Below are 17,898 nucleotides of genomic sequence, written 5' to 3' on the forward strand. Positions count from 1 at the left end.
TCATGGGCATGAGCCAGCAGCATGCGATGATGCCCACTCCGACCAACGAGGCGGAGCGGCGCCGTATTTTGCGCACCCACAAGATCGCGGTGACGAGCCTGCTGGCCTTGATGGCGGTAATTTTTATCGCGTGCTCCTGGGCCCAGTCCCGGGGCAATGACGCAGCGTGGATCGGCTACGTTCGCGCCGCCGCGGAGGCTGGCATGGTGGGCGGGCTGGCGGACTGGTTCGCGGTCACAGCGCTCTTCCGGTATCCCATGGGCATCCCCATCCCGCACACCGCCATCATTCCGAACAAGAAGGACCAGGTCGCCGGGGTGCTCAGCGAATTCGTGAGCGAGAACTTTCTCAACGCGCGCACCATCACAGACAAGGTGATGGGTGCGGGCATCCCGGAGCGGGTCGGCAGGTGGTTGGCGCAGCCGGAGAACGCAGCGCGCGTGAGCGAGAAAGCTGGCACATTCACGGTCCGGATGGTGCAGGGGATCGACCCGGCCGGGGCGGAAGCGTTCATTCGCACCCAGCTCGTGGACAGGCTGGCGGAGCCGATTTGGGCGCCGCCGCTGGGCAGGGTGCTGGAGGGTCTCATCGCCGACGGCAAGGTGGACCCGGTAGTGGACGATATTGTGGCCTGGGGCCGCCGGAAGGTCGATGGCATGGAGGCAACCGTCGTCACCATGATCGACGAACGGATGCCGCGGTGGGCGCCGCGATTTGCGAAGGAGCTGGTGGGCCAGCGCGTCTACGACGAAATGGTCGCGTTCATGGAGGACGTGGACACGAACAAACACCACGAGGCCCGCCGCGCAATCCGTCGCCAGATGCACCAGTTCGCCCACGACCTGCAATTCGATGGTGACATGATCTCGCGTGTGGAGGCGCTCAAAGCGGACGTTATGGGCTCCGCCGCTGTCAGCTCGGCCGCGGGCGGGATTTGGGAGCAGCTCTCGTCGTCAATCGTCTCCCAGGCGTCCGATGAAAAAAGCGCGTTGCGCCGGAAGGCGGCCGCATCTGCGCGCGAGTGGGGCCGAAAGCTTGTGGACGACCCTTCGGTGCGCGCCGACGCCGAGCGTGCCCTGGAAAAAGCCACGCACTTCGCGGCGGAGAACGGCGCGGACCAGATCGTTGGCATCATCGCGGAGACCATCGAGCGCTGGGACGGGGAGGAGGCGGCCGACAAGATCGAGCTCATGGTGGGCAAGGACCTGCAGTTCATCCGCCTGAACGGCACGATCGTCGGTGCGCTCGCCGGGTTAGCTATTTACACTGTGTCGCAACTGCTTTTTTACTAACGCAAGGAGTGCACCATGACTGACCAGACCTCTGACAACACGAACGGCAAGGACAGCGAGATTCGTTCCAACCTCCGCGAGGCCGGGGACGCGCTGCTCGCGGCGGGTTCCTCCATCGGCGCCGCGTTCAGCAAGGCCACCGGCGAGCTGTCGGACAAGTTCAAGATGGCCACCGAGGAAGCGCGCCAGAACCTCAGCTCCGCCTCGACCGAGGGTGAAGTCCGCGGCGCGGCTACCAACTTCGCCGACGAGGCGGAGAAGCTGTTCAACAACTTCCGCGAGCGCGACATCCAGTTCACCGACGATGTGAAAGCGAAGCTGCGCGGCACCATCAACGACGCACGAGCGACGTTCAACGAGCGTCTGGAAAACACGCAGACCGACGGCATCGAGGGCGCGGTCGAAGACCTGCGCTCCCGCTTCGACGGCCTGGTCGGGCGAATTCAGGACCAGTTCACGGGTGGGAAATCGGACGACGATATCATCGACGGCGAGATCATCGACGACGCCGATGCCGGCAAAGACAACGGTGAGACCGTGAATGTCGAGGACCTGAAGTAGGAGTTATGGATACCGCCACCGTCAGCCAAATTCACCAGATCATGTTGATTCCCTCGCGCGTGGGCGTGGTGCTCATGCTCGCGGTGGGCATCGCGGGCATCGTCGGGGCTGTCATGGCAGGCACCACCCGCGCCGACGCGTTTGACGCGGCGAACCGCCAGTCCAAGGGTGCCTGGGTGGGCATCCTCGTTCTGGCCGCCCTCGCGTGCCTGTTGCGCTTCCCGTTCATCGCCTGGTTCGGTGCGGTGGCGATTGGTATTTACTTCTTCGACGTGCGCCCGCAGATCAAGCGCATTGTGGGCGGCAGCTACGACTGGTAGCTCGGCTGCCCGTCCTGCTGGAGCTGCTCGGTTTGCTGCAGCTGCTCCAGCTCCGAGAACTTGATGTCGCTGCCGGCGACGCTGACCCGGAGGCCACCGGGGATGACCGTGAAGTCCTCCACGTTCATCCCGCCGGTGGCCTCTTGCGCGACGCCCTCGGACATGGCGGAGCTAATGGCCTGGGCGACGTCGTCGGGAAGCGCGAAGCCGAACAGTTCGGTGCTGCGCGCCTGGAACGTCAGCTGGCCGTCCTGCATCACAGGCTGGAGCTCGATACCGGCCGCACCGGAGGTGAACACGATGGTGAACGTGCCGGCATCGGGGTTCGACACCACGTCGGAAACGGTGATCACGTCGGCCAGGAAGCTGTCTCCCATTTGCTCCTTGAGCTGCTGGTTCAGTATGGCGCGGACAAAATCGTTGGGCAGCTCGGTGGTCAGGTGCAGGGATTCCGCCACCGGGTCGCCGTCGTTGAGCTGGACGTTGTCCATGTCCACCACGGCTGCCGGGGTGCCGGAAAAGTGATCGCCGTCGATTACCAGGTCGGATTGCTGGTCCACCGTCATGTGGGGAAATTTTCCGCCCAAGAGGCCGAGGGTCACCGGGCTTGCGCCGAAGGAGACCGAAGTGCCCTCCGGCGCCTCGGAGGTGACTTGCTTCGCCACAAAGGTGCGGATGCCCACTTCCGCTACGGCGAAGAGCAGCAGGACCGCCGCAACGATTGAGAGGGCTACTTTCCATGCGGTTTTCATGCAGGCCAGTTTACGAAGCGGGGGCGATTGCTCGCCAGTCTACGGTGACGGTGTTGTCCTGCAGCCGGCGACGCTGGGGTGCGATTGGCCAGTGGGCGGCGAGGTCCTCCAAGGCGTGGCGCCACCGCACGCGGGGCCCGTGCGGGTCCCAGCCGCTGGCACGGTCCCAGGCCGCGTCGGCATCGGTGAGGAACTGGTGGATGGGTTCGCCGGGCACGTTGCGGTGGATCAGGGCCTTGGGCAGGCGTTCCGCCACATCGGAGGGTTTGGCCGTGTGGTGCGGGTCCCAGCTCAGGGTGAGGGTTTGGGGGCCGGAGGCGTCGATAAGCAACCAAGCGCAGCGTCTGCCCAGCTCGTCGCAGGTGCCCTCGATGAACACGCCGCCGCTGGCCAGGCGCGAGCGGACGGTGTCCCAGACGTCGGGGACCTGGTCGACGTCGTACTGGCGCAGCACATTGAACGCGCGCACGAGGTGCGGGCGGTAGTCGGCGAGCTCGAAGCCGCCGAGCTCGAAGCGCACGCCATCGCGGGGCGGGAGCACGCGCGCTGGGTCGATCTCTAAGCCCACGACCTCGACGTCGGGGCGGATCTGGCGCAGCCACCGAGCCCACTCAACAGTGGTGGTGTGCGACGCGCCGTAGCCCACGTCGACCGCCAGCGGCGAGTCAGCGGCGCGCAACAGGGACTGGACCCGCGGGTGATAGCGGGTCCAGCGGTCTGACCTGCGGAGTCGGTTCACGCCGGTGGTGCCGCGGGTGATCACCCCGTACGGCTTGCCGGCGGAGGCCGAGGCGCGCAGGTTGTGGTAGTGGGGAATTAGAGGTTCTCGCTAATCCACTGCTCGGTGAGCTTCGCCTCGTTTTCCACGATCTCTTCGAGCGCGTCGGCCACCTTCGGCTCGATCGCGGCGCCCATGAACGGGATGTTCACCTTGGCCTCGAGCTCGTAGTTCAGCGTGGTGTTGTCGCCGTCGCGGGTGGCGGTGTACTCCGCGCCCAGGTCCACGGGGGTGCCCTTCACGTCGCCGGTCATGGTGTGCTTGGCGGTGTCGCCCTCAAGCGCGCCGACGTTTACCACGCGCTTGAGCTTGAGGTCCTGGGACACCATCGCCTGGGCGGCCTCGGGGAGGATGGACTTGGGCAGGATCTCAAACAGGGTCGCGGTGTTGTCCGCGAACTCGTGGAGCTCGCCGGGCTCCGGGGAGAGCTTTTCCGCGATGAACTCCCAGTACTCGCGGGTGCTGTAGGCCTGCGCGACCTTCTCGATGGGCTGGTTGATGGTCACAGTGATCTCACTACGTGCAGTCATGGGGCACAGACTACCGTTGACGGGGTGACTGCCCCATCATTCGCCTCCCTGACCACGCTGCGCATCGGCGGCACCCCGGCCGCGGTTTACGAGTGCACGACCGCAGAGCAGCTCGCTGAGGCCGTGGCCGAACTAGACCGCAGCGGCACGCCCCTGCTGGTCGTCGGTGGCGGCTCCAACCTCGTTGTCGCGGACGGCGAGCTCGACCTCGCTGCGGTGCTCGTGCGCAACGAGGGCATCGCGCTTGACGACGACCTTCGGCTCCGCGTCCAAGCCGGCACCGAATGGGACGCGGTGGTGTCCTACGCCGTCGACCGCGGGCTGGGCGGCATCGAGGCGCTGTCCGGCATCCCCGGCTCCGCGGGCGCGACACCGGTGCAGAATGTGGGCGCGTACGGGTCCGAGATCGCCGACGTGCTCACGCGGGTGCGGCTGTGGAACCGGCAGACGGGGGTGGACGAGTGGGTTCCCGCAGAGGCCTTGGACCTGGCGTACCGCTACTCCAACCTCAAGTTCACTGCCCGCGCGGTCGTGCTGGAAATTGAGCTGCAGCTGCACGACACCGACCTGTCCATCCCGCTGCGCCACCTGGGTGGCCAGCGCGTTCCGCTCGCCCAGGCGCGAGCATCCGTGTTGGAGACCCGCCGGGCGAAGGGCATGGTCTTGGACGGCGCAGACCACGACACGTGGTCCGCCGGCTCCTTTTTCACCAACCCCGTGGTGCCGTTGGCGGTGGCCGACGCAATCGAGGCGCAGGTGGGGGAGGAGGCAATGCCGCGCTTCGCCGCCGGCGACGGCAAGGAAAAACTCTCAGCGGCGTGGCTCATCGAGCGCGCGGGTTGTCACCGCGGCTTTCCCGGTGAGGACGCCCCGGCACGCCTGTCCACCAAGCACACCCTCGCGTTGACGAACCGCGGCGGGGCACGTGCCGCCGACATCGTCGACCTTGCCCACCGCGTGCAGGCGCAGGTGCGCGAGGCGTTCGGGGTGGAGCTGCACCCCGAGCCGGTCTGGGTCGGGTTCTAGCCCGCTGCAGCCGCGGCGGGCCCGCAAATGGTGAAAACCGCATGGTGAGAACGCGAAAATTTGGCCGGATTCACCATCTGGTTTTCACCATATGAGGGGCGAGGCCCTAGCGCTCGGCGAGCTTCGCCAGCAGGTCGTCGCGGACCTCGCGGCGGCGGATCTTGCCCATCGGGTCCTTCGCCAGCTCGTCGAAGTGGTAGAAGGTACGGGGCACCTTGTAGCGGGTGAGCCGCTCGCGGGCGAAGTCCTTCAGGCCGTCGGGGTCGAGGGCGGAGCCGTCGTTAAGCACGATGCACGCGACGACATCCTCCGAGCCGTCCTCGCGCGGGCGGCCAACGACGGCGACGTCGGCGACGTCCGGGTGGGTGCGAATGACGTCCTCCACCTCGGCCGGGTACACGTTGAATCCGCCGGTGATGATGAGCTCCTTGATGCGCGAGACGAGCTTGATAAAGCCGTCTTCCTCCATGATGCCCATGTCTCCGGTGCGGAACCAGCCGTCGTGGAAGACCTTCTCGGTGGCCTCGGGGTTGTTGAAGTAGCCGGAGAAGACCTGCGGGCCCTTGGCCAGGATCTCGCCCGCTTCGCCGAACGGCATGTCCTCGTCGGGGTTGTCGGGGTTGACGATGCGTATTTGGGTGTCCGGGAACGGAATACCGATGTAGCCGGGGCGACGCTCAGCGGATTCGGGGTTGCCCACGATGATGGGCGAGGTCTCGGTGAGCCCGTAACCTTCCACGAGGTGGCCGCCGGTGGCGCGCTCCCAGTCCTCGATCACGCTGGCGGGCAGCGAGGAAGCGCCGGAGAAGCCGATCTTCACGTCGGAAAGGTCCACGCGCTTGTCCCTGGCGGTCTTCACAATGCGTTCGAACACGGTGGGCACGCCCGGCACGAAGGTGGGCGGCGTGACGCGGATGGCCTTCATGATCAGGTCCATCTTCGGCGCGGGGAGGAGCACGAGCTCGGAGCCGATGAGCATGGTCAGCGTCAGGGAGAACGTCAGGCCGTAGGCGTGGAAAAACGGCAGCGTGGCCAGCATGCGCTGGTTGCCCTCCTGCAGTTCCTTTACCCATGCTTGGCCCTGCAGCGGGTTGGCAATGAGGTTGCGGTGGGACAAGGCAGCGCCCTTGGGGGTGCCGGTGGTGCCGGAGGTGTAGAGGATCACGGCGGGGGAGTCCGTGGTGACGCCTTCCGGGGCGCGCAGGTCTGCACCCAGCCCACCGATGGCGGAGCTGATCAACGATTCCCACGGCACGGTGTGCAGCGAGGTGTTCTTGCTGGTGGCGGTGAGCGCCGAGCGGGCTTCCATGATCTTCGGCAGCGGGATGCGCAGGGCCGCCTGTTGCGTGCGCGGCATGGCCTTGGTCATGTTCACGCTCACCACCGTCTCCAGCGCGGTGTCGGCGCGCAGCTGCTCCAGCGTGTCGGCGGCCTTGTCCCACGCGATGGCAACGCGTGCGCCGTGGTCCAAGAACTGGGGGCGCAGCTCGTGCGCGGTGTAGAGCGGGTTGTGCTCCACCACCACGCCGCCGATGAGCTGTACGGCGAAGAAGGCCGCCACGTGTTGGGGGCAGTTGGGCAGCATGACGGCCACGCGGTCTCCGGGGCGCACGCCGAAGGCTTTCAGGCCGGCGGCGGCCCGGCGCACCTCTCGGTCGAGCTCACCGAACGTCTGGGTGCGCCCGAAAAAGCGGGTGGCAATGCGCGAGACGTTCTTGGACAGGTTGTTCAGGTAGAGATCGCGCAAGGTGTGATCCTCGTACTCCAGTGAGTGGGCGGTCCACTCCGGGTAGTACTGCAACCAGGGCTTTTCTTCGTTGACGTTGGATGGGGTGAGAGCCATGCGCAACAGCTTACGCCCACATCGCCCGTAAACCTACGGTTACGTAAGGAGGGTGAGTAGTGTGTTGCGCACCTCGCGCCGGCGGATCTTCCCGGTCTGGTCGCGCTGCAGCTGCTCAAAGTGGTAGAAGTCGCGCGGCACTTTGTAGCGGGTCAGACGCTCGCGCGCGTACGCCTTGAGCCCTCCGGGGTCTAGGGCGGAGCCGTCGGTAAGCGTGACGCAGGCAACGACATCCTCGGAGCCGTCTGCGCGCGGGCGCCCGACCACCGCGACGTCCTCGATGTCCGGGTGGCTGCGCAGGATGGCTTCCACCTCATCGGGGTAGACGTTGAAGCCGCCGGTGATGATCATTTCCTTGATGCGTGCGACCAGTCGGATCCAGCCGTCTGCCTCCATCACGGCCATGTCGCCGGTGCGGAACCAGCCGTCGTGGAACGCGCGCTCGTTTGCCTCGGGGTTGCCCAGGTAACCCGAGAAGACCTGCGGGCCGCGGGCGAGCAGCTCGCCGGGCTCGCCGTCGGGCATAGTCCGCGCGGGGTTGTCGGGGTCCGCGATGCGGATTTCCGTGTTGGGGAAGGGTAGACCGATGTAGCCGGGGCGGCGTGTGCCGTCGAGGGGGTTGCCGGCCAGGATCGGCGAGGTCTCGGTGAGCCCGTAGCCCTCGATGAGGCGCCCGCCGGTTGCGGTTTCCCAGCGCTCGATGGTTTCCGCCGGCAGGGTGGAGGCGCCGGAGATGGAGGTGTGGATCGACGAAAGGTCCGCCTTGGTCTTTAGCGCCCACTCGATGATGGCGTCGTAGAGCGTGGGCACGCCCGGCAGCACCGTCGGCCGGGTTTTCGTGATCGCGGCCTGGTAAAGCTTCGGCTTCGGGGCCGGGACGAGGACCATCTGAGCACCGATGGTCAGCGGCATCGCGTAGTTCAACGCTAAGCCGTAAATATGGAACATGGGCAGCAGGCCGAGGACCTTCTCGCGCACCGCGCCCCAGTTTTCCAGCCACTGCAAGCCTGCGGTGAGCACCGCGACGATGTTGCCGTGCGTCAGCGGGGCGCCCTTGGGCCTTCCGGAGGTGCCGGAGGTGTACAGGATGAACGCCGGGGTGTCCTGCGTGACGCGCGGAAAATGCACCGTACGCGGGCGCTGCCGCATGAATTTGCGCCACGGGAGCGTGCCTTGCGCGGGTCGGGACAGCTCGGCGCGCATCTTCTTCACCCGGGGCAGCGGCAGCGCGAGCGCGGCGCGCAGGTGCAGCGGGACCTCCTCGAGCATGTTCACGGCGACCACAGTGCCCAGCGGTGTGCGTGTGCTTATGGACGTAAACGTGCCCGCCACCCTGTCCAGGACTATCGCTACCCGCGCCCCGTGGTCGTTGAACTGCGGTTCGAGCTCGGCTGCGGTGTAGAGCGGGTTGTGCTCCACCACGGTGGCCCCCAGACGGAGGATGGCGGTGACCGCCACGACGTGCTGCGGGCAGTTCGGCAGTGCCACGGCAACACGGTCGCCCGGGCCCACGCCCAGCTTGGTCAGCGCTGCGGCCGCGCGCCCGACTTGCTCGTTGAGCTGGCCGTACGTGAGCGTCTTGCCCATGAACCAGGTGGCGGTGCTGTTGGGCTGCGTGGCTACGGCCTGGTTGAACAGGCTGACCAGCGTCTCGGTGCCGGTGTCTGGGTTGGGGTCTGTCCACGGTGCGTAGTGGCCGATCCAGGCTCGGTTTTCACATGCTCCCACTGGGTTCCTCCGATGGTGTGTGGCGGGCAGAATAATGTGGCGGCAAGTCTAACCTACGGTTGCGTAAGTTGTGGGCGAGGCATTCACGCTGCGCGCCGCGCGGGGGTGCTCTAGGCTGTGCGGCGGAACATCAACGGGGGATTTTCTGGGGGATGTAGTGACGACCTTTTTCAAGCCGTCCGGCGCAACACGAGAGTCCGGGAGGGTGCCTGAGCTTGAGCTCACGCCGCCCGCGGTGCTGGACCAATCCAATCTGGTGGACCCAGTGAAGTCGCCGCCGAAACAGGGCTGGCGCAAACTCGTGCACACCGCCACGCGCGGGCGCATTAACCCTGGCGGCTCCAGGCAGGAGCTGGAAGAGCAGCAGCTTTTCGACGCCATCCGGGCACCCCTGCGCGGCGACTACCGCATCGCGGTGATGAGCCTGAAAGGCGGCGTGGGCAAAACCACCACCACGGTCGCACTCGGCGGCGTGTTCGCGCAGACCCGCGGCGACCGCGTCATCGCCATCGACGCCAACCCGGACTTGGGCACCCTCGCCCAGCGCGCCGCCACCGCCCCGCCGGCGACCATTCGCGACCTCCTGTGCGCGCCGGGCACGGACCGCTACCCGCAGGTGCGCGCCTACACCAACCAGGCGCTGTCGCGGCTGGAGGTCATCGGCTCTGAACGCGACCCGGCGGTGAGCGAGGCGTTTTCTGAAAGCGACTACCGCCGGGCCATCGACATCTTGCAGCACCACTACAACGTCATTCTCACCGACTGCGGCACGGGGCTCATGCACTCCGCCATGGCCGGAGTGCTCGACCTAGCCAACACGCTCGTCCTCGTCACCTCGCCCGCCCTCGACGGCGCCCAGTCGGCTTCCGCCACCTTGGACTGGCTCAACCTCCACGGCTACGACCAGCTGGCTGCCAACGCCGTCGTGGTGGTCTCCGCGGGCGCGCCGGGCAAACCGACAATTGACATGGCGAAGGTCACCGACCACTTCGCCTCCCGCACCCGCGCCGTGCACGCGATTCCGTACGACCGCCACCTGGCGGAGGGGGCGGTGGTGGACCTCGAGCGCATGGCGCCCGCGACCCTGTCGGCCTACCAGCACCTTGCGGCCACAGTCGCCGCCGACTTCGGCTCCTGGCACCGTCACGCCGCGCACTGACGTGCACTGACGCGCACGAACGCGGCGCGCTACTCTTGCCCGCATGCGCGTCGCCATGATCTCCATGCACACTTCCCCGCTGGAACAGCCGGGGATTGGCGACGCGGGCGGTATGAACGTCTACGTCCACAACACCGCCGCCCAGCTCGCGCGCAAGGGCGTGCAGGTGGACGTGTTCACGCGCGCTACCCGCCCCAGCCAGGGCGAGGTGGTGCAGGTCGCGCCCGGCTACCGGGTGATCAATATCGTGGCCGGGCCGTACGAGGGGCTGGAAAAAGGCGATCTGCCCACCCAGCTCGCCGCGTTCTCCGGCGGGGTGGTGCAGTTTGTCCGCGCGAACGGGCTCTCCTACGACCTGATCCACTCCCACTACTGGCTCTCCGGACAGGTGGGGTGGCTGCTGGCGGATCTTGCCGGCATTCCGCTGGTGCACACGGGGCACACGTGGGCCGCGGTGAAGAACGCGTCCGGCGCGGATTCCCCCGAGTCTGAGGCGCGTCGGATCTGCGAGCAGCAGTTGGTGGACAACGCCGAGGTACTGGTGGTCAACACCCCGGAAGAAACGAGCGAGCTCGCGCGCTTTTACGACGTGGACCCGGCGAAGATTTCCGTTGTCAGCCCCGGCGCGGACACGGAGTTGTTCACCCCGGGCACGAACCGCAACACGGAGCTGGCTCGCCGCCATCTGGGCATTCCCCTGCACGCGAAGGTGGTGGCCTTTGTTGGGCGGCTGCAGGATTTCAAAGGGCCGCAGGTACTCATCCGCGCGATGGGTGAGGTGGTGCGGCGGGGCCGTGTCGGCGGCCCGCTGCGGGTCATTCTCTGTGGCGGGGCCAGCGGGGCAGGCTCCTCCGTCGAGCGGTACCGGGAGCTCGCCGCCGAGGAAGGGGTCGGGGGCTGCACGCGTTTCCTCGGGCCCAGGCCCCCGGAGGAACTGGTCAGCATCTACCAGGCGGCGGACATCGTCGCTGTGCCCAGCTACAACGAGAGCTTCGGCCTCGTCGCCGTGGAGGCCCAGGCCGCGGGCACGCCGGTGATCGCCGCGCGGGCGGGCGGGCTGCCGCTCGCTGTCGCGGACGGCGAGACCGGTGTGCTCGTTCAGGGCCACAGCACCGAGGCGTGGGCGGCCGCGTTGGAGCAGCTGCTTATCGACGACCCCGTGCGCGTCCGCATGGGCGAACAGGCCGTCGCCCACGCGCGGGCATTTAGCTGGTCCGCGTCGGCGGAGAAATTACTGGAGGTCTACGCCGACACGCTGGATGGGTACGTCCCAGGTGTGGCCACCCGGAACGCCGGCGGGATGTAAGCGGGCGGAACTTAGGGTAGAGCTTTAGTGATCTCGTCAGCGATGAAGGCGCCTCCCCAGTAGCCGATCCTTTCTGAGTGGTGGGACACGGCCTGGTTTACCTCGGCTGGATCAAACTCGCCCCGCGCGGCCTGTTGTGCAAAGTTCACGGCCTCGTGTTGTGCCTCGCCGACGGCTTTGCGGAGCTCGTCGCGAGGCACTGGTGGCGTCACGTCAGGATTGAGACGCTCGATCTCCGCCTCGACGCGCTGCTCCTCCGCACCAGAAGTGGTGAAATCCGCGCGCGGGGCGGTTGAGTCGGTGACGCTAAACACATCATTGACGTGTCCGTCGGGGATGCCGTAGGCGTCTTCAATAATGCGGTCCGCAGGCTGGGCCTTGCCCAGCGGGCCGAGAACCATGGAGGTTACGCCGATAACTGCGCCGTCATTCGGGTCGAAGTTCACGCCACCTGAATCCCCCTGCACGTAGTTCAGCCCCCAGCTGTACACGCCATTGCGGGTCCGTCCGATCTGCGTGCCGCAGCTGCGGCCGGTGGTCGCGCCATCCTTGCAGATGGGCTGGCCGAAGTTATCAGCGGAAACCTCGCCAGGTGACAGGGTGCGGAAGTCTCGGATGTGCGTGAGCTGTACCGGCTCACCGGTGACGGCGCCGTCATAGGCGCGGGAGTGTGTGAGGCTGGTGTCGGTTAATTCCGCGTCGATGCTGATAACGCCCCAATCGGCGGTGCGAATGGTTTCCATGGGTGCGCTGAGATTCATCGCCTCGGGTTTGACGTGGTTCGATGCCACGCGCTCGCCGATACGCCGATACTCCGAGCCGACCGGCACGAGGAATTCGTTTTTGATCTCCGGCAGGTTCGGCATCGTGTTCACGCAGTGGGATGCCGTGAGCATCACACGTTGCGGCGCCTGACCTGGCAGGTGCAGTGTGCCGGTGGGGCCCTGTGAACATGTGGAGGCCCAGGCGTCGTGCGGCACCGTCAGCGTTTGCCCGGTGAGAAGCTCCAGGGTTTCAGGCGCCTCCACTGGGAACGCGCGCATGGGCGCGCCGGGTGCTACCAACGCGGGCTGGGCGACCGCGGTTGTGGACAACGGTTGAGAGGCCATGGCGGCGGCCACGGTGAAGACGACGGCGGATTTACGAAGACGCGAACGCATGAAAATTATCTTATAGCAAACATGGGCAGGAATTATGGGACTCACGACGGCCCGCACACTTTGTTTTCATGTTCGGGCGAGCAACCTCCGACGCGCGTTCCTATCCGTGGCATGCTTGAGGCTATGGGTAACGGAAAGCTGATTCTCGTCCGCCACGGGCAGAGCGAGTGGAATAAGTCGAACCAGTTCACCGGCTGGGTGGACGTGGACCTGACCGAGCAGGGCGAGGCCGAGGCGGTCAACGCCGGCAAGCTGCTCGTCGAAAAGCAAGTCCTGCCGGACGTGCTGTTTACCTCGTTGCTGCGCCGCGCCATCCGCACCGCGAACATCGCGCTCGACGCGGCAGACCGCCACTGGATCCCGGTGGAGCGCAGCTGGCGCCTCAACGAGCGCCACTACGGCAAGCTGCAGGGGCTGAACAAGGCGGAGATCCGCGAGGAGTTCGGCGAGGAGCAGTTCATGGAGTGGCGCCGCTCCTACGACACCCCGCCGCCGGAGATCGACACGGACAACCAGTACGCGCAGACCCACGACCCGCGCTACGCGTTCCTGCCGGAGGTGCCGCGCACCGAGTGCCTGAAGGACGTTGTCGAGCGCTTCCTGCCGTACTACATCGACGTCATTGCGCCGCAGGCGATGGCGGGCAAGAACGTCATGATCGCCGCGCACGGCAACTCCCTGCGCGCGCTGGTGAAGTACCTGGACAACATCTCCGACGAGGACATCGCCGGCCTGAATATTCCCACTGGCATGCCGTTGGTCTACGAGATCGATGCCGACGGCTCGGTACTCAACCCCGGTGGCACCTACCTGGACCCGGAGGCCGCCGAGGCCGGCGCCGCCGCGGTGGCGAACCAGGGCCAGAAGTAGGGACCTGCGGGAAGCCTCGAAGCACACGTGACACCGATACTCGCTTTTCTCATCGGTGCCGTGCTGACGGTGCCCGCTGTGCTGCTCGGCCAGCGGGCGCTGCGCTGGCGCGCCCGCAATCGGGCGGATAACGGCGGAGAGGACACCACGGTCAACACGGTGAGCCAGGTGCTGCACTTGGTCACGCAGGGCTCGCCGACCGGCATCGCGGTGATCAACCGCGCCGGAAACGTAGTGCTGTCAAACGCTCGTGCCCACGACATGTCGTTGGTCCACGACGGCAGCGTCAACCCCCGCGTGCTTGAGGTCGCGGCCCGGGTTTTCGAGGACCAGGAAGAGCACGTGCTCGACTTGGATCTGCCGCAGCGCACAACCGGCAGCCGCATCCGCAACGTGCGCGCGCTGGTGGCCCCGCTGACGCTGACGGACAACTCCTACGCCATCGTCTACGGCTCCGACGAGTCTGAGAACGTACGCATGGAAAGCGCCAGACGCGACTTCGTGGCCAACGTTTCCCACGAGCTGAAAACACCGGTTGGCGGCATCTCCCTGCTGGCGGAGGCGATGCTGCAAGATCCCACCGACCCGGAGATGGTGGAGTACTTCGGCACCAAGCTGCACAAAGAGGCCCAGCGCATGGGGGAGATGATCACGGACCTCATCTCCCTATCCAAGCTGCAGGGCGCGGAAGCGCTGCCGGATATGGCGCCGGTGCGGGTGGACGACATCGTTGACGACGCGGTGGGCCGCAACCTGGTCACCGCCGAGAACCGCGGCATCGAGTTGACCCGCGGGCAACGCACGGGCCTGCGCGTGATGGCGGATAAGGCCCTGCTCACCGTCGCGGTGTCCAACTTGATCGCCAACGCCGTCAACTACTCCCCGAGCGGGCAGCCGGTGAGCGTGACGCAGAAGCTGGTGCGCGACAACGTCGTGCTGATCCGGGTCACAGACCGCGGCATCGGTATCGCCCCGGAGGACCAAAAGCGCGTGTTCGAGCGCTTTTACCGCGTGGACAAGGCCCGCTCGCGCTCCACGGGCGGTACGGGCTTGGGTTTGGCCATCGTGAAGCATGTGGTGGCGAACCATGGCGGTAGCATTACGTTGTGGTCCAGGCTGGGAACGGGATCCACGTTCACCATCGAGCTGCCCGTGTATGACCCGGAGGCCTCCAGCAGAACAGAAAGGGAAGAGTGAAGTGACGACCATTCTTATCGTTGAAGACGAGGAGTCCCTGTCCGACCCCCTGGCTTACCTGCTGCGCAAGGAGGGCTTCGAGGCGGTTGTGGCCGCCGACGGCCAAGCGGGTCTGGACCTGTTCGCGTCCGAGGACATCGACCTCGTGCTGCTAGACCTCATGCTGCCCGGCATGAGCGGCACCGAGGTGTGCAAAAAGCTGCGCGCAGTATCGTCCGTGCCCATCATTATGGTCACCGCGCGCGACAGCGAGATTGACAAGGTCGTGGGCCTAGAGCTGGGCGCGGACGACTACGTCACCAAACCCTATTCCACCCGCGAGCTGGTCGCCCGCATCCGCGCGGTGCTGCGCCGCGGACCCGAAACTGAAGTGGTCGAAGAAGTCGACGACCAGCTGCTGCAGGGAGGCCGCGTCACCATGGACGTGGAGCGCCACACTGTGCTTGTGGACGGCCAGCCGGTGCCCATGCCGCTCAAAGAGTTCGATCTGCTGGAGTACCTCCTGCGCAATGCTGGCCGGGTGCTTACCCGCGGCCAGCTCATCGACAGGATCTGGGGCGCAGACTACGTCGGCGACACCAAAACCTTGGACGTCCACGTCAAGCGCCTGCGCACGAAGATCGAGGCGCAGCCGTCGCGCCCCACCCAGCTGGTCACCGTCCGCGGGCTGGGCTACAAGTTCGAGGCGTAACGGCGCCTACTCGTGCGCGGCCTTGGTTGCTGGGTGGACGGCCCGAAGGTCGTCGTCAAGCGTCGCCCGCTTTTCGCAGTGCTTGGCGACGATCGCGTACGGCTTTTCCCCGATCAGGGCAATGAGCTCGTCTTTCATGGACTGCCAGATGGGCGTGCCGCCAGTGTGGCAGGCGGGCGCTGAGGTGCACCACCAGTCGAAGTCCTCACCGCCGCCGCCCCACTGGCGCCGGTGGTACTCGCCGATGGTGGTGCGCAGGATTTCCTGGCCGTCGGTGCGCTCCTCCCACGCGTCCTCGCGTGAGAACGGAACCTGCCAGCACACTTCCGGCTTTGTGCCCACGATGTTGCGCCCCTCCGCCATGGCGAACTGGTGGAATGCACAGCCCGCGCCGGTGGGGTGGCCGGGCCGGTTGGCAAAGATGCAGGCGCCGTCCACGACCTTGGTCTTAATGTGGGGGCCGGCGTCTTCATCCTCGGTGTCGGGATCGAGCGCGTCTTCCTCCTCGTCCCACTCCAGCCACGGCTCAAGCCACGTTGGGTCGTTCGCCACGAAGTAGGCGTCCGTTTCCGCCGGGCGCAGCTGCCAGTATTTCGCCGGCATGTCCTTGACTGCGTTATAGACAGTGTCGCGGTCCTCCTCGTCCGCAATGTATGCGCCGTGGATGCAGCAGCCGACGGACGGGTTGGACTCGTCGATGCCGTGGCACTCCGGGGTGCCAAAGCGGCACGACCAGGTGGCCTCGGCCCAAGTCAGGTCGATGGAGAAGATGTGGTGCGGGTCGTCCGGGTGGACAAACTCGAACCATTCGCGGGGGAAATCGGGGCGGGTCTCACGGCCGGCGAGGATGGAACGGCCTGCGGGCGAGTCCGCAGGGAAGCCGAGAAAAACGGGTTTCGGGGCTGGTTGATTCACACCTGGACACGGTAGACCCGTTACCCTGTGGTGGTGCGATTAGGTGTATTAGACGTCGGCTCCAACACGATCCATCTCGTGGCGGTCGATGCGTACAGTGGCGGCCGCCCGACCCCGATGAGCGACTGGAAGCAGCCGCTGCGGCTGGTTGAGCTGCTGGACAAGAAGGGCAACATCGAGGACAAGGGCGTGGACAAGCTCGTCGACGCTGTCCAGGAGGCCTCCGACCTCGCGGCCAACCTCAAGTGCGAGGAGCTGCTCGCCTTCGCCACCTCCGCGGTGCGTTCAGCGACCAACTCGGACGAGGTGCTCAAGCGCGTGGAGAAGAAGACCGGCGTGAAGCTGAACATTCTCTCCGGAGAAGAAGAGGCGCAGTTGACCTTCCTTGCCGCGCGCCGCTGGCACGGCTGGTCCGCCGGGCGCATCACCAACTTCGACATCGGCGGCGGCTCGCTGGAAATCTCCACCGGCACCGAGGAGATGCCGGACTTGGCGGTCTCGCTCGACCTGGGCGCTGGCCGCCTCACACACGAATGGTTCGACACCGACCCGCCAGAGCGCAAGAAGATCAATATGCTGCGCGACTACATCGACGCTGAGCTGGCCGGCCCCGCCGAGCAGTTCAAGGCGCTGGGAGAGGCCGGCCTAGCCGTGGGCACCTCGAAGACGTTCCGCTCGCTGGCTCGCCTGACCGGCGCCGCGCCGTCATCGGCCGGCCCGTTTGTCCAGCGCACGCTCACCGCGCCGGGTCTGCGCCAGCTCATCGCGTTCATCTCCCGCATGACGGCCGCGGACCGTGCGGAGCTCGAGGGCATTAACGCTGACCGCTCGCACCAGATTGTCGCAGGTGCGCTGGTTGCCGAAGCCGCGATGCGGGCGCTGAATGTTGATAAGTTAGAAATCTGTCCGTGGGCGCTGCGCGAGGGCGTCATCTTGAAGCGCATTGACCAGGGTGCCCTGGAAGCCCACACCAAAGCCGATAAAGGAGACGACAACTGATGGCCGACAAACAGCTCACTGTCGCCGAACTCCTCGCGCGCGCTGAAAACGGCAACTCGGACACCAACCGTCGCCCGCGCCGCCGCCGCAGCCTGGAAGATGGCGGCGTCTCCGTCGCGGAACTGACCGACTCCTTCAAGAAGGTCGACGTCAAACCGGTCGAGGTGAAGCACTCCAGCGTGCCTATCGACGCACCTTCGGACACCCCCACACCGGCCGAGGCCGAGGCGCCGGAGGACAAGCCCGCCAAGGAACCGGCGCCGTCTCCGAAGCCCCAGCCCTCCAACGAGGAGACGACGGTGCTGCGGAAGGTCACGGCGGAGCCCGCCGCGAAGCCGGCGCCTGCACAGCCGGACGACACCAGCGAGATCCGCGCGGTGCAGGCACCCGAGCCGCAGAACAAGGAGGCTGAGGTCGAACGGGTTGAACGGGTTGAACGGGTCGAGCAGGGCGACAGGACCGAGCCCGCTAAGGCGCAGGCCGACGAGCTCGAGCCGGTCAAATCCACCGAAGTGGAAGATGCGTCGGTGAACCCGATCCTTCTGGTGTTGCTCGTATTCGCCGGCGTCCTGCTCGGCGTGCTGGGCTTCCTGGCCTTCTCCTGGCTGTGGGCGAACACGGCCTCAGTCGTGGCGGCGCTGCTGGGCGTCGCGGCAGTCGCAGCCGTGGTCGCCGCCGTCGGCGCAATGGCTACGGGCCGCGACAAGCTGACCATGGTGTTTGCTGGCCTGGCAGCGGCTGTCATGGCGTTCGGCCCGGCGCTGCTGTAGG

The 17,898-nt window shown here is 66.4% G+C and carries 18 protein-coding genes; 11 read left to right on the top strand and 7 right to left on the bottom strand.

Annotation, left to right across the window (positions count from 1 at the left end):
* The first annotated feature begins 8 nt into the window (after positions 1-8).
* The 3 genes from CUREI_RS00925 to CUREI_RS00935 are packed head-to-tail and all read left to right on the top strand — an operon-like array spanning position 9 to position 2,173.
* Positions 9-1,292: a DUF445 domain-containing protein gene (locus CUREI_RS00925; protein WP_038609368.1), complete on the top strand. Its 1,284-nt coding sequence runs from the start codon at positions 9-11 to the stop codon at positions 1,290-1,292.
* Positions 1,293-1,307: 15 nt separating this feature from the next.
* Complete coding sequence (locus tag CUREI_RS00930; RefSeq protein ID WP_038609370.1) at positions 1,308-1,853, top strand: CGLAU_01105 family protein; 546 nt, start codon at positions 1,308-1,310, stop codon at positions 1,851-1,853.
* Positions 1,854-1,894: 41 nt separating this feature from the next.
* The gene (locus CUREI_RS00935) at positions 1,895-2,173 is read left to right on the top strand and encodes a DUF2516 family protein (RefSeq protein WP_038613607.1); all 279 of its coding nucleotides are present in this window, start codon (positions 1,895-1,897) and stop codon (positions 2,171-2,173) included.
* Here CUREI_RS00935 and CUREI_RS00940 read toward each other — a convergent pair.
* The 3 genes from CUREI_RS00940 to CUREI_RS00950 are packed head-to-tail and all read right to left on the bottom strand — an operon-like array spanning position 2,161 to position 4,233.
* Entirely contained in the window at positions 2,161-2,925 is a 765-nt protein-coding gene (locus CUREI_RS00940; RefSeq protein WP_038609373.1) for an LmeA family phospholipid-binding protein, read from the bottom strand. The two genes, CUREI_RS00935 and CUREI_RS00940, sit on opposite strands and share 13 nt — an antisense overlap.
* A gap of 10 nt (positions 2,926-2,935) precedes the next feature.
* Positions 2,936-3,688 (bottom strand): class I SAM-dependent methyltransferase, encoded by a 753-nt coding sequence (locus CUREI_RS00945; RefSeq protein WP_236627233.1) that lies wholly within the window; start codon positions 3,686-3,688, stop codon positions 2,936-2,938.
* 53 nt (positions 3,689-3,741) lie between these two features.
* Positions 3,742-4,233 carry a DUF2505 domain-containing protein gene (locus CUREI_RS00950; RefSeq protein WP_038609379.1) on the bottom strand — a complete coding sequence of 164 codons (492 nt, stop codon included), beginning with the start codon at positions 4,231-4,233 and terminating at the stop codon, positions 3,742-3,744.
* Between CUREI_RS00950 and CUREI_RS00955 the strand changes: the two genes are divergently transcribed.
* The gene (locus CUREI_RS00955) at positions 4,195-5,259 is read left to right on the top strand and encodes a UDP-N-acetylmuramate dehydrogenase (RefSeq protein ID WP_051952368.1); all 1,065 of its coding nucleotides are present in this window, start codon (positions 4,195-4,197) and stop codon (positions 5,257-5,259) included. The two genes, CUREI_RS00950 and CUREI_RS00955, sit on opposite strands and share 39 nt — an antisense overlap.
* Positions 5,260-5,365: 106 nt before the next feature.
* Here CUREI_RS00955 and CUREI_RS00960 read toward each other — a convergent pair whose 3' ends face one another.
* Together CUREI_RS00960 and CUREI_RS00965 are read right to left on the bottom strand one after the other, a co-directional pair.
* A complete protein-coding gene (locus tag CUREI_RS00960) occupies positions 5,366-7,102 on the bottom strand; it encodes a long-chain-fatty-acid--CoA ligase (protein ID WP_038609381.1) in 1,737 nt (578 codons plus the stop codon).
* A gap of 39 nt (positions 7,103-7,141) precedes the next feature.
* A complete protein-coding gene (locus CUREI_RS00965) occupies positions 7,142-8,830 on the bottom strand; it encodes a long-chain-fatty-acid--CoA ligase (protein ID WP_038609384.1) in 1,689 nt (562 codons plus the stop codon).
* 157 nt (positions 8,831-8,987) lie between these two features.
* Between CUREI_RS00965 and CUREI_RS00970 the strand changes: the two genes are divergently transcribed.
* The gene (locus CUREI_RS00970) at positions 8,988-9,989 is read left to right on the top strand and encodes a MinD/ParA family ATP-binding protein (RefSeq protein WP_407919148.1); all 1,002 of its coding nucleotides are present in this window, start codon (positions 8,988-8,990) and stop codon (positions 9,987-9,989) included.
* A gap of 43 nt (positions 9,990-10,032) precedes the next feature.
* Positions 10,033-11,295, top strand: coding sequence for a D-inositol-3-phosphate glycosyltransferase (gene mshA, locus CUREI_RS00975; protein WP_038609387.1), 1,263 nt, complete (start codon positions 10,033-10,035; stop codon positions 11,293-11,295).
* Positions 11,296-11,306: 11 nt separating this feature from the next.
* Here mshA and CUREI_RS00980 read toward each other — a convergent pair whose 3' ends face one another.
* Complete coding sequence (locus CUREI_RS00980) at positions 11,307-12,455, bottom strand: chymotrypsin family serine protease (protein WP_051952106.1); 1,149 nt, start codon at positions 12,453-12,455, stop codon at positions 11,307-11,309.
* A gap of 123 nt (positions 12,456-12,578) precedes the next feature.
* On the opposite strand from CUREI_RS00980, the gene CUREI_RS00985 reads away from it, so the two are divergent.
* From CUREI_RS00985 to CUREI_RS00995, 3 genes are read left to right on the top strand one after another with little or no spacing between them, the layout of a single operon-like run.
* The gene (locus CUREI_RS00985; protein WP_038613615.1) at positions 12,579-13,325 is read left to right on the top strand and encodes a phosphoglyceromutase; all 747 of its coding nucleotides are present in this window, start codon (positions 12,579-12,581) and stop codon (positions 13,323-13,325) included.
* 27 nt (positions 13,326-13,352) lie between these two features.
* Complete coding sequence (locus tag CUREI_RS00990; protein ID WP_038609390.1) at positions 13,353-14,522, top strand: sensor histidine kinase; 1,170 nt, start codon at positions 13,353-13,355, stop codon at positions 14,520-14,522.
* Between the two features lies 1 nt (position 14,523).
* Complete coding sequence (locus tag CUREI_RS00995; protein WP_038609393.1) at positions 14,524-15,213, top strand: response regulator transcription factor; 690 nt, start codon at positions 14,524-14,526, stop codon at positions 15,211-15,213.
* 6 nt (positions 15,214-15,219) lie between these two features.
* On the opposite strand, the gene CUREI_RS01000 is transcribed toward CUREI_RS00995, so the two are convergent.
* Positions 15,220-16,128 (bottom strand): hypothetical protein, encoded by a 909-nt coding sequence (locus CUREI_RS01000; protein WP_038609396.1) that lies wholly within the window; start codon positions 16,126-16,128, stop codon positions 15,220-15,222.
* Positions 16,129-16,161: 33 nt separating this feature from the next.
* Here CUREI_RS01000 and CUREI_RS01005 point away from each other — a divergent pair, with 33 nt between their 5' ends.
* Together CUREI_RS01005 and CUREI_RS01010 are read left to right on the top strand one after the other, a co-directional pair.
* Positions 16,162-17,127, top strand: coding sequence for a Ppx/GppA phosphatase family protein (locus CUREI_RS01005; RefSeq protein WP_038613617.1), 966 nt, complete (start codon positions 16,162-16,164; stop codon positions 17,125-17,127).
* Complete coding sequence (locus CUREI_RS01010; protein WP_038609399.1) at positions 17,127-17,897, top strand: hypothetical protein; 771 nt, start codon at positions 17,127-17,129, stop codon at positions 17,895-17,897. The genes CUREI_RS01005 and CUREI_RS01010 overlap by 1 nt, the downstream gene beginning before the upstream one ends.
* Position 17,898: the final 1 nt, after the last annotated feature.

The organism is Corynebacterium ureicelerivorans (assembly GCF_000747315.1).
Lineage (GTDB): Bacteria > Actinomycetota > Actinomycetes > Mycobacteriales > Mycobacteriaceae > Corynebacterium > Corynebacterium mucifaciens.